At 72.4% G+C, this 20,458-nt stretch carries 19 protein-coding genes and 1 riboswitch; of the genes, 7 read left to right on the top strand and 12 right to left on the bottom strand.

Features of this window, described 5'->3' with window-relative positions:
* Both K377_RS01570 and K377_RS01565 read right to left on the bottom strand, forming a co-directional pair.
* On the bottom strand, window positions 1–435 hold the full coding sequence (locus tag K377_RS01570) for a roadblock/LC7 domain-containing protein (RefSeq protein WP_111661224.1): 435 nt from the start codon (window positions 433–435) through the stop codon (window positions 1–3).
* A 152-nt stretch (window positions 436–587) separates the two neighbouring features.
* Window positions 588–2,345, bottom strand: coding sequence for an ATP-binding protein (locus K377_RS01565; RefSeq protein WP_111661223.1), 1,758 nt, complete (start codon window positions 2,343–2,345; stop codon window positions 588–590).
* A 247-nt stretch (window positions 2,346–2,592) separates the two neighbouring features.
* Here K377_RS01565 and K377_RS01560 point away from each other — a divergent pair, with 247 nt between their 5' ends.
* Together K377_RS01560 and K377_RS01555 are read left to right on the top strand one after the other, a co-directional pair.
* Entirely contained in the window at window positions 2,593–3,036 is a 444-nt protein-coding gene (locus K377_RS01560; RefSeq protein ID WP_111661222.1) for a VOC family protein, read from the top strand.
* Between the two features lie 61 nt (window positions 3,037–3,097).
* Window positions 3,098–3,877, top strand: coding sequence for a dienelactone hydrolase family protein (locus K377_RS01555; protein WP_111661221.1), 780 nt, complete (start codon window positions 3,098–3,100; stop codon window positions 3,875–3,877).
* Between the two features lie 42 nt (window positions 3,878–3,919).
* Here K377_RS01555 and K377_RS01550 read toward each other — a convergent pair whose 3' ends face one another.
* The gene (locus K377_RS01550) at window positions 3,920–5,080 is read right to left on the bottom strand and encodes an MBL fold metallo-hydrolase (RefSeq protein ID WP_258394946.1); all 1,161 of its coding nucleotides are present in this window, start codon (window positions 5,078–5,080) and stop codon (window positions 3,920–3,922) included.
* A 161-nt stretch (window positions 5,081–5,241) separates the two neighbouring features.
* Between K377_RS01550 and K377_RS01545 the strand changes: the two genes are divergently transcribed.
* Window positions 5,242–6,432, top strand: coding sequence for a glutamate dehydrogenase (locus tag K377_RS01545; protein WP_375605892.1), 1,191 nt, complete (start codon window positions 5,242–5,244; stop codon window positions 6,430–6,432).
* Window positions 6,433–6,441: 9 nt separating this feature from the next.
* On the opposite strand, the gene K377_RS01540 is transcribed toward K377_RS01545, so the two are convergent.
* The 3 genes from K377_RS01540 to K377_RS01530 form a co-directional block, all read right to left on the bottom strand.
* Window positions 6,442–6,999: a Dps family protein gene (locus K377_RS01540; protein WP_111661219.1), complete on the bottom strand. Its 558-nt coding sequence runs from the start codon at window positions 6,997–6,999 to the stop codon at window positions 6,442–6,444.
* 94 nt (window positions 7,000–7,093) lie between these two features.
* On the bottom strand, window positions 7,094–8,110 hold the full coding sequence (locus K377_RS01535; protein WP_111661218.1) for a helix-turn-helix domain-containing protein: 1,017 nt from the start codon (window positions 8,108–8,110) through the stop codon (window positions 7,094–7,096).
* Window positions 8,111–8,255: 145 nt separating this feature from the next.
* A complete protein-coding gene (locus tag K377_RS01530) occupies window positions 8,256–10,523 on the bottom strand; it encodes a helix-turn-helix domain-containing protein (protein WP_258394945.1) in 2,268 nt (755 codons plus the stop codon).
* Between the two features lie 241 nt (window positions 10,524–10,764).
* Here K377_RS01530 and K377_RS01525 point away from each other — a divergent pair, with 241 nt between their 5' ends.
* The 3 genes from K377_RS01525 to K377_RS01515 all read left to right on the top strand — a co-directional run bounded on the left by K377_RS01525 (window position 10,765) and on the right by K377_RS01515 (window position 13,161).
* The gene (locus K377_RS01525; protein WP_111661216.1) at window positions 10,765–11,721 is read left to right on the top strand and encodes an alpha/beta hydrolase; all 957 of its coding nucleotides are present in this window, start codon (window positions 10,765–10,767) and stop codon (window positions 11,719–11,721) included.
* A gap of 28 nt (window positions 11,722–11,749) precedes the next feature.
* Window positions 11,750–12,469 (top strand): alpha/beta fold hydrolase, encoded by a 720-nt coding sequence (locus tag K377_RS01520; protein WP_111661215.1) that lies wholly within the window; start codon window positions 11,750–11,752, stop codon window positions 12,467–12,469.
* 74 nt (window positions 12,470–12,543) lie between these two features.
* Entirely contained in the window at window positions 12,544–13,161 is a 618-nt protein-coding gene (locus K377_RS01515; protein ID WP_111661214.1) for a TetR/AcrR family transcriptional regulator, read from the top strand.
* A gap of 24 nt (window positions 13,162–13,185) precedes the next feature.
* Here K377_RS01515 and K377_RS01510 read toward each other — a convergent pair whose 3' ends face one another.
* Window positions 13,186–13,971: an SGNH/GDSL hydrolase family protein gene (locus K377_RS01510; protein ID WP_111661608.1), complete on the bottom strand. Its 786-nt coding sequence runs from the start codon at window positions 13,969–13,971 to the stop codon at window positions 13,186–13,188.
* A 210-nt stretch (window positions 13,972–14,181) separates the two neighbouring features.
* The gene (locus K377_RS01505; RefSeq protein ID WP_111661213.1) at window positions 14,182–14,928 is read right to left on the bottom strand and encodes a M23 family metallopeptidase; all 747 of its coding nucleotides are present in this window, start codon (window positions 14,926–14,928) and stop codon (window positions 14,182–14,184) included.
* A gap of 5 nt (window positions 14,929–14,933) precedes the next feature.
* Window positions 14,934–15,102, bottom strand: a riboswitch (cyclic di-AMP (ydaO/yuaA leader).
* Window positions 15,103–15,483: 381 nt separating this feature from the next.
* Here K377_RS01505 and K377_RS01500 point away from each other — a divergent pair.
* Complete coding sequence (locus K377_RS01500) at window positions 15,484–16,284, top strand: tyrosine-protein phosphatase (RefSeq protein WP_111661212.1); 801 nt, start codon at window positions 15,484–15,486, stop codon at window positions 16,282–16,284.
* 33 nt (window positions 16,285–16,317) lie between these two features.
* Here K377_RS01500 and K377_RS41510 read toward each other — a convergent pair whose 3' ends face one another.
* From K377_RS41510 to dxs, 4 genes are all read right to left on the bottom strand, one after another.
* A complete protein-coding gene (locus tag K377_RS41510; RefSeq protein ID WP_181512453.1) occupies window positions 16,318–16,464 on the bottom strand; it encodes a DUF6126 family protein in 147 nt (48 codons plus the stop codon).
* Complete coding sequence (locus tag K377_RS01495) at window positions 16,461–17,069, bottom strand: helix-turn-helix domain-containing protein (RefSeq protein ID WP_111661211.1); 609 nt, start codon at window positions 17,067–17,069, stop codon at window positions 16,461–16,463. The genes K377_RS41510 and K377_RS01495 overlap by 4 nt, the downstream gene beginning before the upstream one ends.
* A gap of 86 nt (window positions 17,070–17,155) precedes the next feature.
* Window positions 17,156–18,541, bottom strand: a complete 1,386-nt coding sequence (locus tag K377_RS01490; protein ID WP_111661210.1) for an aspartate aminotransferase family protein — start codon at window positions 18,539–18,541, stop codon at window positions 17,156–17,158.
* Window positions 18,538–20,427 carry a 1-deoxy-D-xylulose-5-phosphate synthase gene (dxs, locus tag K377_RS01485; protein ID WP_111661209.1) on the bottom strand — a complete coding sequence of 630 codons (1,890 nt, stop codon included), beginning with the start codon at window positions 20,425–20,427 and terminating at the stop codon, window positions 18,538–18,540. Before dxs ends, K377_RS01490 begins: the two co-directional genes overlap by 4 nt.
* Window positions 20,428–20,458 lie beyond the last annotated feature (31 nt).

The raw sequence follows: 20,458 nt of genomic DNA, 5'->3' as shown, positions 1-20,458 counted from the left end.
TCAATTCCTCATCGCCGAGGGTTCGGCCGCGGCCTGCCGGGGCGCTGTCACCAGGTAGGGCCGCACGCTCTTGACGAGCATGGCCATCTCGTAGCCGAGCACGGCGGCGTCGGCCTCCCGTCCGGCGAGGACCGCGAGACAGGTGCCGGATCCGGCGGTCGACACGAACAGCAGTGCGGAGTCCAGCTCCACGACGACCTGTCGTACGTCGCCGCCGTCGCCGAACCTGACGCCGGCGCTGCGGCCCAGTGAGTAGAGGCCGGAGGCGAGGGCCGCCATGTGGTCGGCGCTGTCGGTGTCCAGGCCGTGCACGGACTTGACGAGACCGTCGGAGGAGAGGAGCACGGCGCTGTTGGTGTGGGGTACGCGCTGGACGAGGCCGCTCATCAGCCAGTCGAGATCGGACACATGACCCGTCGGCACATCGCTCGCCATGGGGGATCGACTCCTTGGACTGCTCGGTGTGGTGCTGGTGGTCGGGGACACGGGAGAGGGAGGGCTGGGAGTGGGGGGACAGGGGGACGCGGTGGTGGGGTGCGGGGACCCGGCGGGTATCTCCTGGTGCCGCACGCGCGCGTGGCGGGGCGTCATGTGCCGCTCCCGGCCCCGCCCAGCGGGTCGCGGTACGGGATCTCGCGCGGATCGGCGGCCTCGGCGAGGGTGATGCCGCGCTGGAACGCCGCCATGAGGCCGGGGTCGTGCCCGGCGGGCGGTTCGTCGTCCTGGCGTGGTGCGGGGCCCCCGCGCAGTTGTGGCGCGAGGTGTTCCTGAGCTCTGCGCCGGGGCAGTTGGGGCCGCTCCGTGGTGCCGCGCACCGGTCCGGCCAGGGGTGTGGGCGGGGCCTCCGCGCTCTGCTCGGCAGCTTCGCGGTCCTCGGCGCTGATGCCGGGCAGGGCGTCGGCCGGGGTGGGGCGGGTGCTGCCGGCGACGCGCTGGGGCAGCGGCCTGGGGGCGTCGGGCGGGGCGGGCGCCGTCTCCGGCCGGTGCGGCACCGCGACGGGCGGCTGCGGCGGGGCGGGCGGGGCCTGCCGTGCGGGCGGCGTGGACGTGACAGCGGCGGCGGCCTGCGGGCCCAGCACGCTGTCGGCGGTCGCCGCGGCGGTGGCCTTGCGCACCCGGGGCGCCCGCTCGCCGTCCTCGGCGCCGAGCAGGTCCTGCGGGACGACGAGGATGGCCTGGACTCCCCCGTAGATGTTGGTCTGCAGCCGGACGGTGATGCCGTGCCGCCGCGCGAGCTGGGAGACGACGAACAGGCCGATCCGGCCGTCCTGGAGCAGGCTGGCGACGTTGACCTGATCGGGGTCGGTGAGCAGGGCGTTCATCTTGTTCTGCTCGGTGACCGGCATGCCGAGTCCGCGGTCCTCGACCTCGATGGCGAGCCCGGAGGTCACCAGGTTGGCGCGGAGCAGGACCTGGGTGTGCGGGGCGGAGAACACCGTGGCGTTCTCGACGAGTTCGGCGAGCAGGTGGATGCAGTCGGCGACGGCGTGCCCGCGCAGCGTCCCGTCGATCGGCGGGACCAGTTTGACGCGGGAGTACTGCTCGACCTCGGCGACGGCGGAGCGCATCACCTCGGTCATGGAGACCGGGTGGCTCCACTGGCGGCGCGAGACGGCGCCGCCGAGGACGGCGAGGTTCTCCGCGTGCCTGCGGATGCGGGTCGCGAGATGGTCGACGTGGAACAGGCCCTTGAGCAGGTCCGGGTCCTCGACGTCGTTCTCCAGTTCGTCGAGGATCGAGATCTCGCGGTGCACCAGGGACTGCAGGCGCCGCGCCAGATTGACGAAGACCTCGACCTTCTGCCGGCTGCCCGCCTGGCTGGAGAGCTGGGTGGCCTGTACGACGGCGGTGACCGCGACGTCCTGGGCGCGGGCCAGGTCGGCGGAGAGCTTGTCGAAGTCGTCGGCGCCCGGCGGCGGGGCCTTGGGGGTGCGGCGCGGTGGCGGATCCTCGCCCCTGCGCAACTGTTCGACCAGTCCGCGCAGTTCGGCCTGGCCGCGGGCGCTGGCACGGCGCAGCCCGACGACCCGGTCGTGGACGGCGCCGGCGGTGCGGTCGGCGGCCACCGCGGCGATCAGGATGGCCGCCGTCGTGACGACACAGGCGCCGGTGAGCACGGCCCACAGTTCGGTGCTGGGGCGTACGCCGGTGGACCGTACGAGGAAGATGACGGCGGCGCAGGCGCCGAGCGCCACCGCGAGCGGGGGCAGTACGGCGATGCGCAGCAGTTGCGGCCGTATGTGGGTCTCCGCCGGTCGCGGCGCGGCGGCCCGCCCGGCCGGCTTGCCGTGCCGAGCGCCTTCACGGCGGTCTGCGCGTGGGGCCGGCTGGCGAAGCTGAGACATGCGGCGTCCTCGGGCTCTCAGGTGTGGGGGTCTCTGGTCCGGGCTGATGAGGGCACGTGGCGACGACCGGGCGTCGCTCGGCGGCCACTCACGGTAGTCGTCGATGTCGTACGTGCGGTGGGCAGTTGCCAAACTCGGACGGCTGAGGTCCCGCTCTGGTATGAGTCCTCGCACTGCAGAGCGATATCGGGTGGGGTTGCGGTGCGGCGGACCGGATTGTCAGTGGTCGCGCCTACGGTCGGCTCTCATGGACACACCCTTCGACCTCACGCTCGACTGCACGGACGCGACCGTGCTCGCCGACTTCTGGAAGACGGCGCTCGGTTACGTGGACGAGCCCCCGCCCGCGCCGTTCGCGACGCGCGAGGAGTGGGTCGCCTCGTTCGGGCCGCCCGAGGACGCCGAGGAGGACGACGGCGCCTGGCTGTGCGATCCGGACGGGGTCGGGCCGCGTCTGTCGATCCTGAAGGTGCGCGAGCCGAAGACGGCGAAGAACCGGCTGCACATCGACGTACGGGTGCCGGGTCACGGCTCACCGGAGGAGCGCTGGTCCCGCATCGTGGCGGAGGCGGAGCGGCTGGTGCGGGCCGGCGGCACGATCGAGCGGCTCTTCGACGGCCATCATGTCCTGATGGCGGATCCGGAGGGCAACGAGTTCTGCGTGGGGGCGAGTTCGCGGTCCGCGACGTGAGGGGACGTCGGCTGTGCGGAGACCGGGGCTAGCCTGGGGTTTCTATTCGGAGAGGAAGATTTTGTCCCCCAAGAACCCGTTCACCGGAACCCCGTTCACCAAGACGCTGTCGATCCCCACTCCCGACGGCACGGCCGACGCCTTCGCCGCCTCTCCCGGGCACGGGGCGCGGCACCCGGCGGTGCTGCTGTACATGGACGCCTTCGGGCTCCGTGCCGAGCTGGAGAGCAAGGCCCGCGAGCTGGCGTCCCACGGCTACTACGTGCTCGTGCCGAACGTCTTCTACCGCGACTCCCCCACCCCGGTCGTCGAACTCCCCGCGCACATCGACGAAGCCTCCCGGCCCGCGCTGTTCGAGACGCTCTGGCCGATGATCCAGGAGCACACCGCGGAGCGCGCTCTGCGGGACGCCGACGCCTTTCTCGCGTTCCTCGCCGAGCAGGCCGAGGTGGACGACGGCCCGGTCGCCGCGGTCGGGTACTGCATGGGCGCCGCCCTGGCCCTGCGCACCGGCGCGGCCCGTCCCGACCGGGTGGCGGCCGTCGCCGGGTTCCACCCCGCGGCCCTGGTCACGGACGCGCCGGACAGCCCGCACCACCGGTTCTCCGCGATCACCGGGGAGATCCATCTCGGCCTGGCCGAGGGCGACATGACCCCCGAGTCCCTGAAGGCGCTCGACCAGGCGCTGACCACGGCGGGCCACACCGCGACGACGGAGATCTACCCCGGCACCGTCCACGGCTTCACGATGTCGGACACCTCGGCGTTCGACGCGGAGGGCTCGCGGCGGCACTGGGACCGGCTGCTGCCGCTCCTGGAAAGGGCGTTGGGCAGGGGGTGAGCCGTCGGGGAGGCGCGCCCAAGGCGCCTCCCGGACCGGGGCCTATCCCGCCACCACCACCTCGGTCTCCCCCGCGTCCACCACCGGCCAGCCCCCGGCCGGCACCGCGGCGGCCAGGCGCCACCAGTGGTCGGTGGGCAGTGACTCGGCCGACGGTTCGAACGGCTCGCCCGGGCGCGGGAGGGCGAGCCGGGCGGCGCTGCGGCGGGCCTGGTCGGCGGAGTGCTCGCCCGGCTCGGTCCACGGGTGCGGGGCCAGGTTGAACGTCGCCCAGTGGATCGGCAGCATCGGCCCCGACACCGGGCCGCCCTGGAGGTCGAGGTGGGCGCGCATGCCCTCCTCGGGCGTCATGTGGATGTCCGGCCAGTACTCGGAGTACGCCCCGATCTGGATCATGGTCACGTCGAACGGGCCGTGCTCGGCGCCGATCTCCTTGAAGCCCTGGAAATAGCCGGTGTCGCCGCTGTGGTAGACGCGGTGGTCGGGGCCGGTGACCACCCAGGACGCCCACAGCGTGTGCTGGGCGTTGCGCAGGCCGCGGCCGCAGAAGTGGCGGGCCGGGGTCGCCGTGAGCGTCACCCCGGCGACCTTGGTCTCCTCGTGCCAGTCCAGCTCGCGCAGCCGGTCGGCGGGAACGCCCCAGTGCTCCAGGTGGGCGCCGACGCCGAGCGGCACCGCGAAGACGGTGTCGGTGTCGGCCAGCGCCTTGATCGTGGGCATGTCCAGGTGGTCGTAGTGGTCGTGCGAGATCACCACGACGTCGACCGGGCCGAGCGCGGCGAGCGGCAGCGGCGCGGGGTGCAGCCGCTTGGGGCCCGCGAAGGGGAACGGGGAGCAGCGGTCGCCCCAGACCGGATCGAAGAGCACCCGCGCCCCGTCGATCTCGGCCAGCACGCTGGAGTGGCCCATCCATGTGATGCGCAGGCCGCTCACCGACGGCTTCGACAGGTCGGCGAGGGTCGTGGGGTGCACGGGCACGGTCCCCGCGGGGGCACGCAGGACGCGCTCCTCCTTGCGGAAGTAGACCTTCGCGAACTCGATCATGGAGCCGTCGGGGCGGGTGCGGGCGCCCTCCGGGTTCTGGAAGGAGCCGTCCGCGAAGTTCGGCGACTTTCGGATGCGCTCCAAACGCGCGCCGGTGGGCTCGGCGCCGAAAGCGGCCGGTTGCAGCGAGCGCAGCCCGGAACTCAGAGAACGTGACACGGCGCCTCCCGTTGATCGATCAGGGTTTCCATTATGGGCAACCCCACCGACAACGCACGGCATCCCCGATTTCGTCCCCGTTCCGGGTACACGGACTTTGACAGGGCTCACGGCCGCTCGTGATACTGACCGGCCATTCAGTCCGCCTTCTGGAGGAAACCGTGCCTGACCTGCCCGCGAGCCCGCTGATCGAGCTGACCTGGACCGACCACGTCACCGGTCGCAAGGGCTATCTGGTGGTCGACCGGCTGGTCCGCGGTGTGTCCAGCGGCGGCCTGCGGATGCGTCCGGGCTGCACCCTCGACGAGGTCGCGGGGCTCGCGCGCGGCATGACGATGAAGGAGGCGCTGCACTACGACCCGCGGGCCCGCTACGTCCCGCTCGGCGGCGCCAAGGGCGGCATCGACTGCGATCCGCGGGACCCGGCGGCGTACGGCGTCCTGGTGCGCTACCTGAAGGCGATGCGCCCGTACATCGAGTCCTTCTGGACGACGGGCGAGGATCTGGGGCTCACCCAGGACCTGGTCGACCGGGCGGCGGCCGAGGCGGGACTCGTCTCGTCGATCCAGGCGGTGTATCCGCTGCTCGACGACGAGGCGGCCGCACGGGCGCGGCTCGCCGCCGCGTTCGCCGTCGACGTGGACGGCATCGGCCTCGACGAGCTCGTGGGCGGCTGCGGTGTCGCCGAGTCGGTCCTCGCGGCGCTCGACCGCGCGCGCGTGCCGTACGAAGGCACCCGTGTCGCGCTTCAGGGACTGGGCACCATGGGCGGCGCCACGGCCCGTTTCCTCGCGCGCGCGGGCCTGAAGGTGGTCGCGGTGGCCGACCTCAAGGGGACGGTCGCGAACCCGGAAGGGCTCGACGTGGAGGGGCTGCTCGCGGCCCGCGACGCGTACGGCGGCGTGGACCGCTCGACGCTGCGCCCCGGGGACCGTGAGCTGCCGGGCGACGCCTGGCTGGCGGTCGACGCGGACGTCCTGGTGCCGGCCGCCGTCTCGTTCGCGATCGACACCGCGAACCAGGGGCGGATCACCGCCCGCTGGATCGTCGAGGCCGCCAACATGCCGGTCCTCCCCGCGGCGGAGGAACTGCTCGCGGCGCGCGGCGTCACGGTCCTGCCCGACGTGGTCGTCAACTCCGGGACGAACGCCTGGTGGTGGTGGACCCTCTTCGGCGACATCGGCGCCGACGCGGACGAGGCGTTCGGCCACACACGGCGTGCCATGCGCGGGCTCATCGACGTGATGCTGGCCCGCGCCGAGGCCGACGGGACGACGCCGCGGGCCGCCGCGCACGCGATCGTCGCGGACCGGCTGCCCGTGCTGGCGGAACGGTTCGGCCGGTACCGGTGACGGCGGCGGTCAGTCGCCGACCAGCGGAGTGTCGACCAGGTGCTCCGCCAGGAACCACGCCTGCAGTTCGCCGGTGCGGACGACCTGGGAGACCAGCAGGTCGTTGGTCCCGTCGTCGCCGAGCGCGGCGGCCTTCGCGGCGCTCTCCCGGCTCTCCACGAGGATCGTCCGGTGGGCGTCGAGCAGCCGGGACAGCATCGCGGGGACGGGCTCCACACCGTCCGGCGGGCGCGGCACCGAGGTCAGCTCCGCGACGTGCCGGGGGTCGCCGACGGCCACCCCGCCGAGCGTCTGGACGCGTTCGGCGAGGGCGTCGACGATCTCCAGCTGTGCCTGCGCGTGCTTGTCCAGGAGGAGATGGAGCTGGAAGAAGGTCGGGCCGCGCATGATCCAGTGGTGCTTCTTGTAGAGGCCGTACAGGATCTGCGTGTCCGCCAGGATCTTGTTCAGGCGCTCGCACCCGTGGGTGCGCGCCTCGTCGGTCAGGCCCAGCGGGAATCCCTTGAGCGTGCCGAACTCCTGGATCACCGGCTCGCCCGTCGGGACGGTGGTGGGTGTGATTGTCATGGTGCGCCTCCGGGGCCGCTGTACTGACTGGGACAGTGACGCTAGGGGTGGGCCCGGGCCCCGTGTTGTCCGTCGGCGCACGCGCGCGTGCCCCTCAGTGCCCGATCGGTTCGAGCGCGGCGGTCTCGTCCACGGCGCCGCCGACGGCCGCCGACTTCAGGGCCCGCCATTCGCGCGGGGAGTGCCCGTACACCCCGCGGAACGAGCGGCTGAAGTGCGCGGAGCTGACGAACCCCCAGCGGTGCGCCACCGCCGCCACGCTGGGCCCCGCGGCGCCGCCGCGCAGCAACTCCCGCGCGCAGCGGGCCAGTCGGCGCCGCTGGATGAGCCGGCCGACGGTGATGTTCTCCTTCTCGAAGAGGCGGTGCAGGTAGCGCACGGAGATGTGGTGGGCGGCGGCGACGGTCTCCGGGGAGAGTTCCGGGTCGGCCAGATGGCGGTCGATGTGGTCCCGGACGCGCCGCACCAGCTCGTCCCGCGCACCGTCCCCCGACCGCGTCCGCTCGGCGACCAGGGTGCCGAACAGATCGAGGGCGCCCGCGGCGAGCCGGTCGGCGATCGCGGGCGGACAGGACGGCGCGGACGCCACCAGGGTCGCGAGGAACGGCATGAGGATCGCGCCGACGCCCGTAGCGGTGCCGACAGCGGTGCCGGTGACGTGGCTCAGGTCGCCGTCGGGCAGATCGAGGGCGTGCCGCGGCAGCAGGACGGTCCGGCACGCGAACGGTTCCGGGAAGTCCAGGGTGTAGGGCCGCCCGGTGTCGAGGACCAGGAGGCCGCCCGTCTCCACGGTGGCGGTGCGGCCGTCCTGCCGGAGTTCGGCCCGGCCGGACGTCTGGACGTGCGCCGCGACGAACGGCCGCGGTGAGCGCGCGATGTCCGCCCGGGTGCGGATCAGCCGCTGGGCGTCGGCCTCGATCGTGGCCAGCCGCAGCGGTCCGAGCCGGTCGGCGACGATCCGGCCGGAGACGGATCCTTCGCCTCCGGCCTCTTCGCCGTCCGGCGCGTACGGAGTCACCCGCATCGGCACCAGTGCGCGCCCGACGATGTCGCGCCAGTGAGCGAGCCGCTCCCCCGTGGGCGTCGCGTCAGTGGTCAGAAACAGGCTCAACCAGGCTCTCCTCTTCACCCGTGGTCACCCCGTCCCACCAGTCAAGCGGCGGCCGGAGCCGGACTCCAGGCACAAAGGAGGCAGAAAGAAGAGGCAGCCTTCCCCAGACCTGCCCAGGGCCTGGGTGGGCCTGGGAAGGGCCTGCCTAGGGCCTGTCCGTCTCCCACTCCGCGAGCCGCTCACGCGCGCGGGCGACGATCTCCGGATTGGCGTCCGCGCCGAGCCCGGCACAGCGTGCGAGGGTCTGCCGGGCCGTCTCCGGCCGGCCGGCGGCCAGCAGGGCGTCGGCCAACAGCAACAGATTGCGCCCTTCGAGGCCGATGTTCCCCGACGCCCGGCACAGGCCGACGGCCGCCTCCAGACGGTCGACCGCCTCGTCCCAGCGGCCCAACCGCCCCAGACACTGGCCGATTCCGGCGAGCAGCCCGAGCCGGGTGATGGTGGCACTGTGCGGCTCCAGCGCGTCACCGGCCCCGTCCATGAAGGCGACGACCTCCTGGAAGGCGGTCAGCGCCTCCTCGTCCCGCTGCTCGGCCTCCAGGATCAGCGCCCGGCCGTGCAGCACCTGGAGCAGCCCCAGGTCGTCGCCCGCCGCACGGAACATCTCCGCCGCCCGGTCCGCCGCCTCGAACGCCTCCTGCCACTGACACAGGACGCGGTGCGCCCAGGACGTGTACTGGTGCGCCCACGCCTGCTGCACGGGGTCGCCCGCCCGCCGTGCGGCGGCGAGCGCCGCGGCGGACAGCGGCAGGCTGTCGCGCGGTCGGCCCTCGCACAGGGTCACCGCCCACGCGTGATAGTTCAGCTGGGTCGCCTCGACGAGCGGGTCGCCGAGGGCCCGCGCGCTGCGCGCCGCGGTGCCGAAGACCTCCGCCCAGTGCCCCCAGAACAGCCACTGGTCGGAGAACCAGTGCAGCGCCTCCGCCACCTCGACCACGGTGGCGTGGTCGCCGTCGCGCGCGGCGGCCCGCAGCGCGCCGAGCCAGTTGGCGCCCTCGGACTGGAGCCAGTGCCGGGCCCGCTCGGCGCTGGACAGGTCGACGGTGCCCCGCCAGGAGGCGGGCGGCGCCCCGTGGTCGGGCTCGTACCAGCGGCCCGCGACCACCGCGGTCTCCAGGAGCCAGCGGTGCAGCGCCTGCCGGGAGGCGTCGGCGGCGGGCCCGAACTCCTCGGCGGCGAGGCGCGCCTGCGCGTACAGGCGCAGCAGGTCGTGCAGGCGGTAGCGGTCCGCGCGGGAGCCGAGCAGTCCGGCCTCGACCAGTTCCTCCAGGGTGTCCTCGGCGTCGAACAGCTCCTGGCCGGTGAGCTGCGCGGCGAGCGCGGTGCTCGCGTCCGGGCCGGGGACCAGGGCCAGGCGCCGGAACATCCGGGCGGCCGTCGCCGTGAGCTGGCGGTACGAGAGGTCGAAGGCGCCGCTCACCCGTACGTCCCCGGCGGTCAGCGCGTCGAGCCTGCGCTCCGCGTGCCCGAGCCGGTCGGCGAGCCTGCGCACGGTCCAGCCGGTGCGGGTGGCCAGCCAGTTGCCCGCGATGCGCAGGGCGAGCGCCAGATGGCCGCAGCGCCGGGCGACGTCGGCGAGGGCGTCCGGTTCCGCGGCCGCGCGCTCCTTGCCGATCAGCAGGGTGAGGAACTCGGCGGCCTCGGCGGGGCTCAGTTCGCCGAGCGGGATCCGGTGCACGGCGTCGAGTCCGGTCAGCATGCGCCGGCTGGTGACGATCACCATGGCCGGGCCCGAGCCGGGCAGCAGCGGCCGGACCTGGGCCTCGTCCCGGGCGTTGTCGAGCACCAGTAGGCAGCGCCGCTCGGCGAGGACGCGGCGGTACAGCTCGGGGCGGCCGGCGGGGCCCGCCTTGGCGAGGTCGCGGTCGGGGGTGCCGAGGGCCTTGAGCACGGAGACCATCAGCTCGGCGGCGGGCGGCGGCTCCTCGTCCGTACCGGACAGGTCGATCATCAGCTGGCCGTGCGGGAAGTTCCCGGCGAGCTGCCGCGAGGCGTGCAGCGCGAACGTCGTCTTGCCCGCGCCGGGGGCGCCGGACACCGCGACGACGACGGCCTGCCCGCCCGCCGTGCGGTCCGCCGCGGCCAGGTCGGCGAGGCGGCGCAGTTCGGGCTCGCGCCCCACGAAGTCGTCGGCCCCGCGCGGGAACGCGTGCACACCCGCCGGGCTGTAGCCGGTGGCCCGGCCGGTCCTGGCCGCCGCGAGCAGCTTCTCGCGCTCGGTCTCGGCCAGGCCCAGGCCGTCCGCGAGCGCGGCCACGGTGCGCCGCTGCGGCGCCGCACGCCGTCCGCGCTCCAGATCGCCGATGCCGCGCACGCTCATGCCCGACGCCTCGGCGAGCCCTTCGATGGTCAGCGACCTGGCCACCCGCAGTTCCCGCAACAACGCCCCGAACGACGTTCGATCCTCTGACACCACTACCCCCACGCACACATGATCAACTCTTGATTCTAGGAGGTGCGGGGCGCTTGCGGGCATCGGGCGTGTTAACAGTCGCCATCGGGCCAATCCGGTCACTCCCCGCCGGACGTGCACGGTCGGGACAGGGCCGGTGCGCTCGTGGTCAACTGCCGCCCGCCGCCCGCGCCTAGCGTCCAGGGGCACGGTCCGTCCGGACCCGCGTCAGCCACCCCCCTTGATCCTCAGGAGCACACCCATGTCCGTCGATCCGGTACTCGAACCCGCCGCGACCGCCTTCGCCGAGGCCACCGCCAACCCGCCCTACCTCTTCCAGCTGCACCCCGAGGAGGGCCGCAAGGCCGTCGACGACGTGCAGTCCGGCGCGGTCGAGCTGCCCGAGGTCGACGAGGAGTGGATCACCGTCGAGGGCGGCCCCACGGGCAGCGTCCGCGCCCGCATCGTCCGCCCCGCGGGCGCCGAGGGCGTCCTTCCGGTCGTCCTGTACATCCACGGCGCCGGCTGGGTCTTCGGCAACGCCCACACCCACGACCGGCTGGTGCGCGAGCTCGCCGTCGGCACGGGCGCGGCCGTCGTCTTCCCCGAGTACGACCTCTCGCCCGAGGCCCGCTACCCGGTCGCCATCGAGCAGAACTTCGCCGTCGCCCGCTGGATCGTGGACCAGGGCGCGACCAAGGACCTCGACGGCGACCGGCTCGCCGTCGCCGGTGACTCGGTGGGCGGCAACATGACCGCCGCCCTCACCCTCATGGCGAAGGAGCGCGGCGGCGTCCCGCTGCTCCAGCAGGTCCTCTTCTACCCGGTGACCGACGCGGCCTTCGACACCGGCTCCTACGAGCAGTTCGCCACCGGCTACTTCCTGCGCCGCGACGGCATGCAGTGGTTCTGGGACCAGTACACGACCGACGAGGCCGAGCGCGCCCAGATCACCGCGTCGCCGCTGCGCGCCACCACCGAGCAGCTGACCGGGCTCCCGAAGGCCCTGGTCATCACCGGTGAGGCCGATGTGCTGCGGGACGAGGGCGAGGCGTACGCGAACAAGCTGCGCGCGGCCGGCGTCCCGGTCACCGCCGTCCGATTCCAGGGCGTCATCCACGACTTCGTGATGCTCAACGCGCTGCGCGAGACGCACGCCGCCGAGGCCGCGATCGCGCTGGCGATCAGCACCCTGCGCTCCGCCCTGCACACCGCCTGACGCCCACGGCCTCCCCGAAGGACATCTCATGCCGAACCCCACCCCGACCGTCGTCCTGGTCCACGGCGCCTTCGCCGACGCCGCGAGCTGGTCCGGAGTCATTGCCGAGCTGCAGAGCGACGGGATCCCGGTGGTCGCCCCGCCCAACCCGCTGCGCGGCCTGGCGGCCGACGCCGCCTACATCGCCTCGCTCGTCGCCCAGATCGACGGCCCGGTCGTTCTCGTCGGCCACTCCTACGGCGGCGCCCTGATCACGGTCGCCGGTGCCGCGGAGAACGTCGTCGGCCTGGTCTACGTGGCCGCGTACGTCCTCGAAGAGGGCGAGAGCCTGGGCGAACTCCAGGGCCGCTTCGCCCTGTCGCCGCTGGTCAGCAACCTCGAGCAGAGGACGTACCCGGTCGCGGACGGCGAGCCCGCCGTCGAGGTCACCATCGCCGAGGACGCCTTCCCCGCGATCTTCGCCGCCGATGTCCCCGCGGAGACGACCAAGGTCCTCGCGGTGGCGCAGCGCCCGCTCGCCGCGGGCGCGTTCGAGGAGAAGGCGACCGCGGCGGCCTGGCGGACCACGCCCTCGTGGGCCGTGATCGCCGGCGCCGACCAGGCGATCAACCCCGAGGTCGAGCGGTTCGGCGCCACGCGCGCGGGCGCCACGGTCGTCGAGGCGGACGGCGCTTCGCACGCGATCGCCGTCTCCCGTCCGAAGGAGGTCGCGGACGTGATCCGCGCGGCGGTGCTGTCCGTCGGCTGACCCCCTCCCGGGGCCGTCGTGCTCACGCGAGTACGGCGGCCCCACCGGGCCTCTCCAGCAACTAGGGTTGCCCGGTGACCAGAGTCCGGTTGAGCGTGGCCGAGCGGCGCGCGGAGCTGCTGCGGGCCGCCATCGAGCAGATTGAGGTGCACGGCGTCGCCGCCGTGCGCATCGCCGACGTGGCCTCGGCGCTCGGGGTGAGCAACGCCCTGGTGCTGTACCACTTCTCGACGAAGGAGAAGCTCGTGTCGGCCGCGTTCACCCTCGCCGCCGAGGACGACCTGGCCCGTCTCCGCAAGCTCCTCGGCCGGCGGACCACGGCGCTCAAGCGGCTGCGCGCGGCGGTGCGCTGGTACGCGCCCACCGGCCAGGCGAAGGGCTGGCGGCTGTGGATCGAGGGCTGGGCCGCCGCGCTGCGCGAACCGGCGCTGCGCGAGGTCACGCGCGATCTCGACAGGCAGTGGAAGGCGGCCCTCGCCGAGGTCCTCGCGGAAGGCGTGGCGGCGGACGAGTTCAGCTGCCCGGACCCGATGGGCACGGCGCTGCGCCTGACGGCCCTCCTCGACGGCCTCGCCGTGCAGATGACGACGTACGGCGGCGCGGTGTCCCGGGCCCGCGCCCAGGAGTGGGTGGACGAGGCACTCGCCCGTGAACTGGGCCTGGAGCGGGCCGAGCTGACCTCGAGGCGCTGACCGGCCCGGACCACGCCACGCGGTTCAGGAAGCGGACTCCAGCTGCAGCTTGATCTCGTGCGGGTCGAGGAACCCCTTCGCCTGCGCCCGGTCGCCGGAGGACTCGCCGCGCAGCCGGCGCCCGATCCACGGCACCAGGAACTCCCGCGCCCAGTGGATGTCGTCGCGTCGGACGGCGAACGTGCCGCGCGGCGGCAGCAGCGGCCAGGACTGCTCGGGGTCGGCGGGCACCTCGATGCCGAGGGCCTGACCGGCCCGGAGCGCGACCCGGGTGTGTCCCTCGGCGGCGAGGTGCAGCCGGTCCTCGTCCCAGGCCCTGCGGTCCTGGATGGACCTGAGCGACCACAGGTCGAGCATCGCGCAGCCGTGCCGGTCGGCGATGGCCCGTACGTGCATGTTGTACGTGGCGATCTTGCCGCGCAGATGCTTGAGGACGGCGACGTCGCGGGTGTCGAAGCCGGTGGCGACGAGGACGGTGCCCGCGGCCTCGGTGAGCCGGACCACGGCCTTCTCGAAGCGCTCGGCCACGTCGTCCGGGTCGGTGCCGGGCCGGATGATGTCGTTGCCGCCCGCGACGAAGCTCACCAGGTCCGGGGCGAGCTCGACGGCGCGCGGGATCTGGTCCTCGATGATCTGGTCGATGAGCTTGCCGCGCACGGCGAGGTTCGCGTACTGGAAGGTGTCCTCGGGGGCGCGGTCGTCCAGGAGGACGGCGAGCCGGTCGGCCCAGCCGACGAAGGTCCCGTCGGGCCCGGGGTCCCCGACACCCTCGGTGAAGCTGTCGCCCACCGCGGCGTAGGAGCGGATCAGGCCGCTGTCGTGCGCGTCCGTCGCGTGGGCCGGGTTCGCTGCGTCCGTGAGTGCTCTCGATTCGTTTGCCACGACCACACATCTTTCACCCCGCCCTGTGACCTACGCGACCGTAACCAGGGGTTGACGAGTGGTGACAAACCACACCCGGCCCCCAGGGAATATCTGGGAGCCGGGTGCGACGCGTGTGCCGCGTGGGGTGCGCGCGGGTCAGATGGTGACGCCGTGGCTGCGCAGGTACGCGACCGGGTCGACGTCCGAGCCGTAGCTCGCGGTCGTCCGGATCTCGAAGTGGAGGTGCGGTCCGGTGACGTTTCCGGTCGACCCGGACAGACCGATCTGCTGGTCCGCCGTGACCGTCTGGCCTGCGGAGACACCGAGCGAGGACAGGTGGGCGTACTGGGCGTAGTAGCCGTCGGCGTTCTTGATGACGACCTGGTTGCCGTACGCGCCGCCGTCGCCCGCCGAGACGACCGTGCCGTTGGCCACGGCCTTGACCGGGGTGCCGGTGGACACGACGAAGTCGGTACCGGTGTGGTAGCCGCTGGACCACATGGAGCCGGACGAGTGGTACTGGGTGCCGATGGAGGCGTCGACGGGCTTCACGTAACCCGAGCCGGTCGAGGCGGTGCTCGCCTGCGTCGCCGTGGCCGTGCCGCTCGCGCCGCCGACGGTGAGCTTGGTGCCGGGCGTGATCAGCGACGCGTTGCCGCCGATGACGCTCTTGTTGTCCTTGTAGAGCTGCTGCCAGCCGCCGTCGACGTTCTGGCTCTTCGCGATCTTCGCGAGGGTGTCACCGGACTTCACGGTGTACGTGGTGGTGCCGGAGTCGGCGGCCTGCGCCCCGGTGGCGCCGATCAGGGGCAGCGCGAGCGCGGCCCCTCCGACGGTCGCGAGGGCGGCGCCCCGGGTGGCGCGGCGGGTCTTCGGGCGGCGGTGCTTCGCGTGTGCGGACATGGCGCTTTTCCTCTCCGTCGCCTGCGAGGTGAGCTGTCGGGTTCGGACTGGAGATGTCCGGCCGGATCCCGGGAAGGAGACCGGCTGCACCCCGAGCCACGTCGGGAAATCCCTCGGCGGCGTACTGCCTGTGGGTCCCCCGCTCCTGCCGTCACGGGTTGTCGTGGGAATTCCGGGCGGCGGCAGGACTAGGCGTTCCGTCCGGTGTGATGGGTGACCGTAAGGCAGCGGAACCGGCCGCGACAAACAGCGAATTCGCTTTTCGCGGCTTTCATTGATCATCTGAGGGATTTCTGTGTGACCCTCCGTCGCCGCCGCGCCTTTGCCAACGCCATACCTGCGGGAATTCCGCCGTCCGGCATTCCGGGAAACCGCCACGCACCGTCACCGCTATGAGCCCGCTCACGCACAGGTCCACAATCTCCGTTCACTTACGGATAGTTGGCGTGAAAAGGGACAAAACAGACGGATGGTTGCCCCGGGAATCGATGTCGTATCGTCAGGTGCAGGCCCACCGGCGAGCGGCGCCGGCGCGCCCGATTCGGAGGAGCCCCCGTGACGCAGCACGCCCCGTCCACCGAGCCCGAACTGACCGCAGTGCGCAACTTCCGCGATGTGGGCGGCCTCCCGACCGTGGACGGCGGGCGGATACGGCCCGGCGTGCTCTTCCGCAGCGGTCACCTCGCGCACGCCACCGCCGAGGACGCGGCGTTCCTGACCACCCTCGGCCTGCACACCGTCTTCGACTTCCGCAACGCGGCGGACCAGAAGCTGGAGGGCGCCGACGTCGAGCTGCCCGGCGTGCGCAATGTGAATCTGCCGCTGACCGACCCGGCCGACGGCGCCGAGTTCTGGAAGATGGTCCGCGACGGCGACCTCGACCAGCTGCGCGCGCTGCTCTCCGACGGGCGCGCGGCGCAGCGCATGATCACCTCGTACCGGAGCATCATCGGCGACCGCACCGCCGAGCACAGCAGGGTGCTGCACGCGATGGCCGAGGACAGCACTCCCGCCCTGATGCACTGCGCGGCCGGCAAGGACCGCGCGGGTCTGTCGATCGCCGTGACGCTGCTCGCCGTCGGCGTCGAGCCGGACGCGATCGAGGCGGACTACCTGAAGTCGAACGAGAAGCACCGCCGCTACAAGGTCCTCCGCAACGGCACGGGCGCGGGCGACGCCTACTCCCCCGAGGTCATGGAACTGCTCGCGCCGCTCTTCGACGCCCGCGCCGAGTATCTGCACGCGGCCTTCGAGACCATCGAGCAGACCTGGGGCACCACCGACCGCTACTTCGCCGAGGGGCTGAAGCTCAGCACCGCCGACCGCGACCGGCTGCGCGAGCGCCTGGTCGTCTGACGCAGGGGGTCCGGGGGCCGGCGGCGGCCGGCCTCAGCGGTTCCCGCCCAGCGTGAACAGCAGGTAGACGAACGCAGCGAAGGCGTGTCCCACGAATACGTAGATCAGGACCCGCACCCAGATGCCGCGCGGCAGCTTGTCCTCGATGTCGCGGCCGCCCGGCCGCTCTGCGTCGCTCATGACATGCCTCCCAGGCACAGTGCGGTGGTCGGGCTCTGGAGCAGGGTGTGGACGAAGAGGAGTTCGGACCCGCCGGTGTCCGCGGCCGCGATGCGGTGCGGGGTGAGCGAGTCGAAGTGGGCGCTGTCCCCCGGTGCGAGTCGGTAGGACGTGTCCCCCAGGCGCAGCCGCAGCCGCCCTTCGAGGACGTAGAGCCATTCCTCGCCGGGGTGGACGCGCACGATGTCGCCCTGGGCGCCGTACGGGACGTGGACGCGCAGCGCCTGCATGCCGCGGCCGGAGGCGCCGGCCTGGACGTAGGTCCAGCCGCCCGCCTCGGTCGGCTCCATGGTTCCGGCACGCACGACGGAGTCCCGATCGGCGGGCGCCTCGCCGAGCAGTTCGGAGACCGTCGTACCGTAGGTACGGGCGAGTGCGAGCAGCATCGGCAGCGACGGCTGGCGCTGACCAGTCTCCAGCCGGGAGAGATGGGCCGGTGACAGACCGGCCGTGCGGGCCGCGGCCTCCAGCGTGAGGGAGGCGCGGCGGCGCAGGGCGCGCAGCTGGGGCGCGACAGCAGGCAGCTCCGGGGGTTCCGGAGCCTCCTCGGGGAGGGCGGGGCTCATACCGTCGATTCAGCCAGAGCCCTGCCCGAGAGGCAAATTTATTGCCTCAGAGGCAAGCCCCTGAGGCAATGGTCCCGAAAGCGCGGTCAGCGGATGGCGACCGCCTGCTTCACCAGGGTCTTCCCGAAGTCCCACATCAGCCCGCCACCGCCGTGCGCGTCGTCCATGACGGCGGTGAACGCCTCGACGAACCGGTCGACGTCCGCCTCGTCGAGGACGAGCGGCGGGATCAGCTTGATGACTTCGAGGTGATCCCCGGAGACCTGGGTGAGGATCCGGTGCTTCTGCAGCAGCGGCACCACGACCATCTGCGCGAACAGGCCCTTGCGCGCGGCCTGCAGCATGGTCCAGCGGCTGCGCAGCTTCAGCGACTTGGGCCTGCCGAACTCGATCCCGATCATCAGGCCCCGGCCGCGCACGTCGCTCAGCAGCTCGTACCGGTCGATGAGCGCGGCGAGCCGCGACCGCAACAGCTCCCCCATGGCCCGGGCGTTCGCGACGGTCTCCTCGTCCTCCATCACGGAAAGCACGGCGAGTCCGGCGGCCATGGCCTGCGCGTTGGCGCCGAAGCTGGCCGAGTGAACGAGGACCCGGTCCATGGACGAGTAGACCTTCTTGAAGATCCAGTCCTTGCCGAGCGTGGCCCCCACGGGCACATAGCCGCCGGACAGCGCCTTGGCCACGCACACCAGGTCCGGTTCGACGCCCTCCTCGTGCTGGTAGGCGTAGAAGTCGCCGGTGCGGCCGAGGCCGGTCTGCACCTCGTCGGCGATGAGCAACGCCTTGTGCTGGTGCAGGAGTTGCTGCGCGGCGCGCAGATAGCCGGGCGGCGCCTCGTGCACGCCCTTGCCCTGGATCGGCTCGACGATGAGCGCGGCGACATCGCCCTTCTTCAGCTCCTTCGCCAGGGCGTCGAGGTCGCCGAGGGGTACGGCGGTGTCGGGCAGCAGCGGGGCGAACCCGTCGCGGAACCCGTCCTCGCCGTTGACCGACAGCGAGCCCGTGGTCAGCCCGTGGAAGGCGTGGGAGCAGTACAGCACCCGCGGCTTCCCGGTGGCGTACCGGGCGAACTTCAGCGCCGTCTCGACCGCTTCCGTACCACTGTTGCCGAAGAACACCCGGTCCAGGTGCGGACTGTGGGTGAGCAGCTTCTCGGCGAGCAGCCCCGGCAGCGGCTGGCAGTCGAACCGGGTCAGGTCGGCGAGGGAGGCGTCGAGGACGTCGTGCAGCGCCTTGCGGACGACCGCGTGGTGGCGGCCCAGGCCCATGACGCCGAACCCGGCGAGCATGTCCAGGTAGTCGTTGCCGTCCGCGTCCCAGAAGTGCGCGCCCTCGGCCCGCTCGTAGACCTTGTCGAAGCCGATGGTGTGCAGCATCTTCGGCAGCTGGTGGTTGAGGTACCTGGCGTGCAGCTCGTACCGTTCGGCGCCGCGCTCGGCGAGCAGCGTCTGGAGGTCGAACTCCTTGCTCATGCGTCGTTCTCCTTGCCGGACTTCACATTGAGGGAGGTACTGATCCGCCCGGCGATCTCCACCGGCGTCAGACCGATGTCGGCCAGCACTTCACCGCGCTTGGCGTGCGCGAGGAACTGCTCGGGGATCCCGAACCGCCGTACGGGTACGTCGACTTCGGCGTCGCCGAGCGCGAGGGCGACCGCAGAGCCGACTCCGGCGGCCCTGCTGTTGTCCTCGACGACGGCGACGAGTTCGTGCCCGGCGGCCAGCGGGGCGAGGTCGGGGTCGACGGGTTTGACCCAACGAGGGTCGACGACCGTGCAGTTGATGCCGCGCGCCGCGAGCAGCTCGGCGGTCTGCAGACAGACGGGGGCCATCACACCGACCGACACGAGCAGCACGCGCGGGCTTTCGGACCGGTGCAGCACGTCGATGCCGCCCACCCGGTCGACGGCCGGGACCGGCGCGCCCACGGACTCCTTGGGGAAGCGCAGCACGGTCGGCGCGTCGTCGACGGCGACGGCCTCGCGCAGCTGGGCGCGGAGCTGGTCGGCGTCGCGCGGCGCGGCGATCCGCAGCCCCGGCACCACCTGGAGCACGGACATGTCCCACATGCCGTTGTGCGAGGCGCCGTCGACCCCGGTGACCCCGGCCCGGTCGAGGACGAAGGTGACGCCGCTCTTGTGCAGGGCGACATCCATGAGCAGCTGGTCGAAGGCGCGGTTGAGGAAGGTCGCGTAGACGGCGACGACCGGGTGCAGCCCGCCGGTGGCGAGACCTGCGGCGGACACGGCGGCGTGCTGTTCGGCGATGCCGACGTCCCACACCCGGTCGGGGAACTCGGCCGCGAACTTGGTCAGACCCACCGGGTGCAGCATGGCCGCGGTGATGGCGACGACGTCCGCGCGCTCCCGTCCGATCGCCGCGATCTCGTCGCCGAACACCGAGGTCCACGAAGGTCCGTTGGACGGGGCGAGCGGTTCGCACGTGAGGGGGTCCATCACCCCGACGGTGTGGAAGCGGTCGGCCTCGTCGGCGAGCGCCGGCTCGTAGCCGCGGCCCTTCTCGGTCAGGCAGTGCACGAGGACCGGCCCGTGGAAGCGTTTCGCGCGGCGCAGCGCGGACTCCATGGCCCCGATGTCGTGTCCGTCGATGGGTCCTACGTACTTCAGGCCGAGGTCCTCGAACATGCCCTGCGGGGCGAACGCGTCCTTGAAGCCCTTCTTGGCGCCGTGCAGGGACTCGTAGACGGTGTGTCCCACGACGGGGGTGCGCAGCAGGACGTCCTTGCCCCAGGCCAGCACCTTCTCGTAGCCGTCGGTGGTGCGCAGCGTCGCGAGGTGGTTGGCGAGGCCGCCGATGGTGGGCGCGTAGGAGCGCTCGTTGTCGTTGACCACGATGATCAGCGGGCGGTCCTTGGCGGCCGCGATGTTGTTCAGCGCCTCCCAGGCCATGCCGCCGGTCAGCGCGCCGTCGCCGATGACCGCGACGACGTGCCCGCGCTCCCCCTGCACCTGCCGCGCCTTGGCGAGCCCGTCGGCCCAGCCGAGGGAGGTGGAGGCGTGGCTGTTCTCGACGATGTCGTGCTCGGACTCCTCGCGCGAGGGGTAGCCGGACAGGCCGCCCTTGCCGCGGAGCTTGCTGAAGTCCTGACGGCCGGTCAGGAGCTTGTGCACATAGCTCTGATGGCCGGTGTCCCAGACGAGCTTGTCGACGGGCGATTCGAAGACCCGGTGGAGCGCGATGGTCAATTCCACCACGCCCAGGTTGGGTCCCAGGTGTCCGCCGGTTCTGGCGACCGCGTGGATCAGGAACTCCCTGATCTCCACGGCCAGTTCGTCGAGCTCCTCCTCGCTCAGCGCCTTCAGATCGCGCGGCCCCCGGATGCCTTCCAGAATTGTCACGCTCGAGCCCCCTTCGTGGTCGAACTCACAA

The sequence above is a fragment of the Streptomyces sp. PsTaAH-137 genome, from assembly GCF_003259365.1.
Lineage (GTDB): Bacteria > Actinomycetota > Actinomycetes > Streptomycetales > Streptomycetaceae > Streptomyces.
Note: the sequence above shows the minus strand (reverse complement) of the source record. Positions and strands in the feature narration are given on the sequence as shown.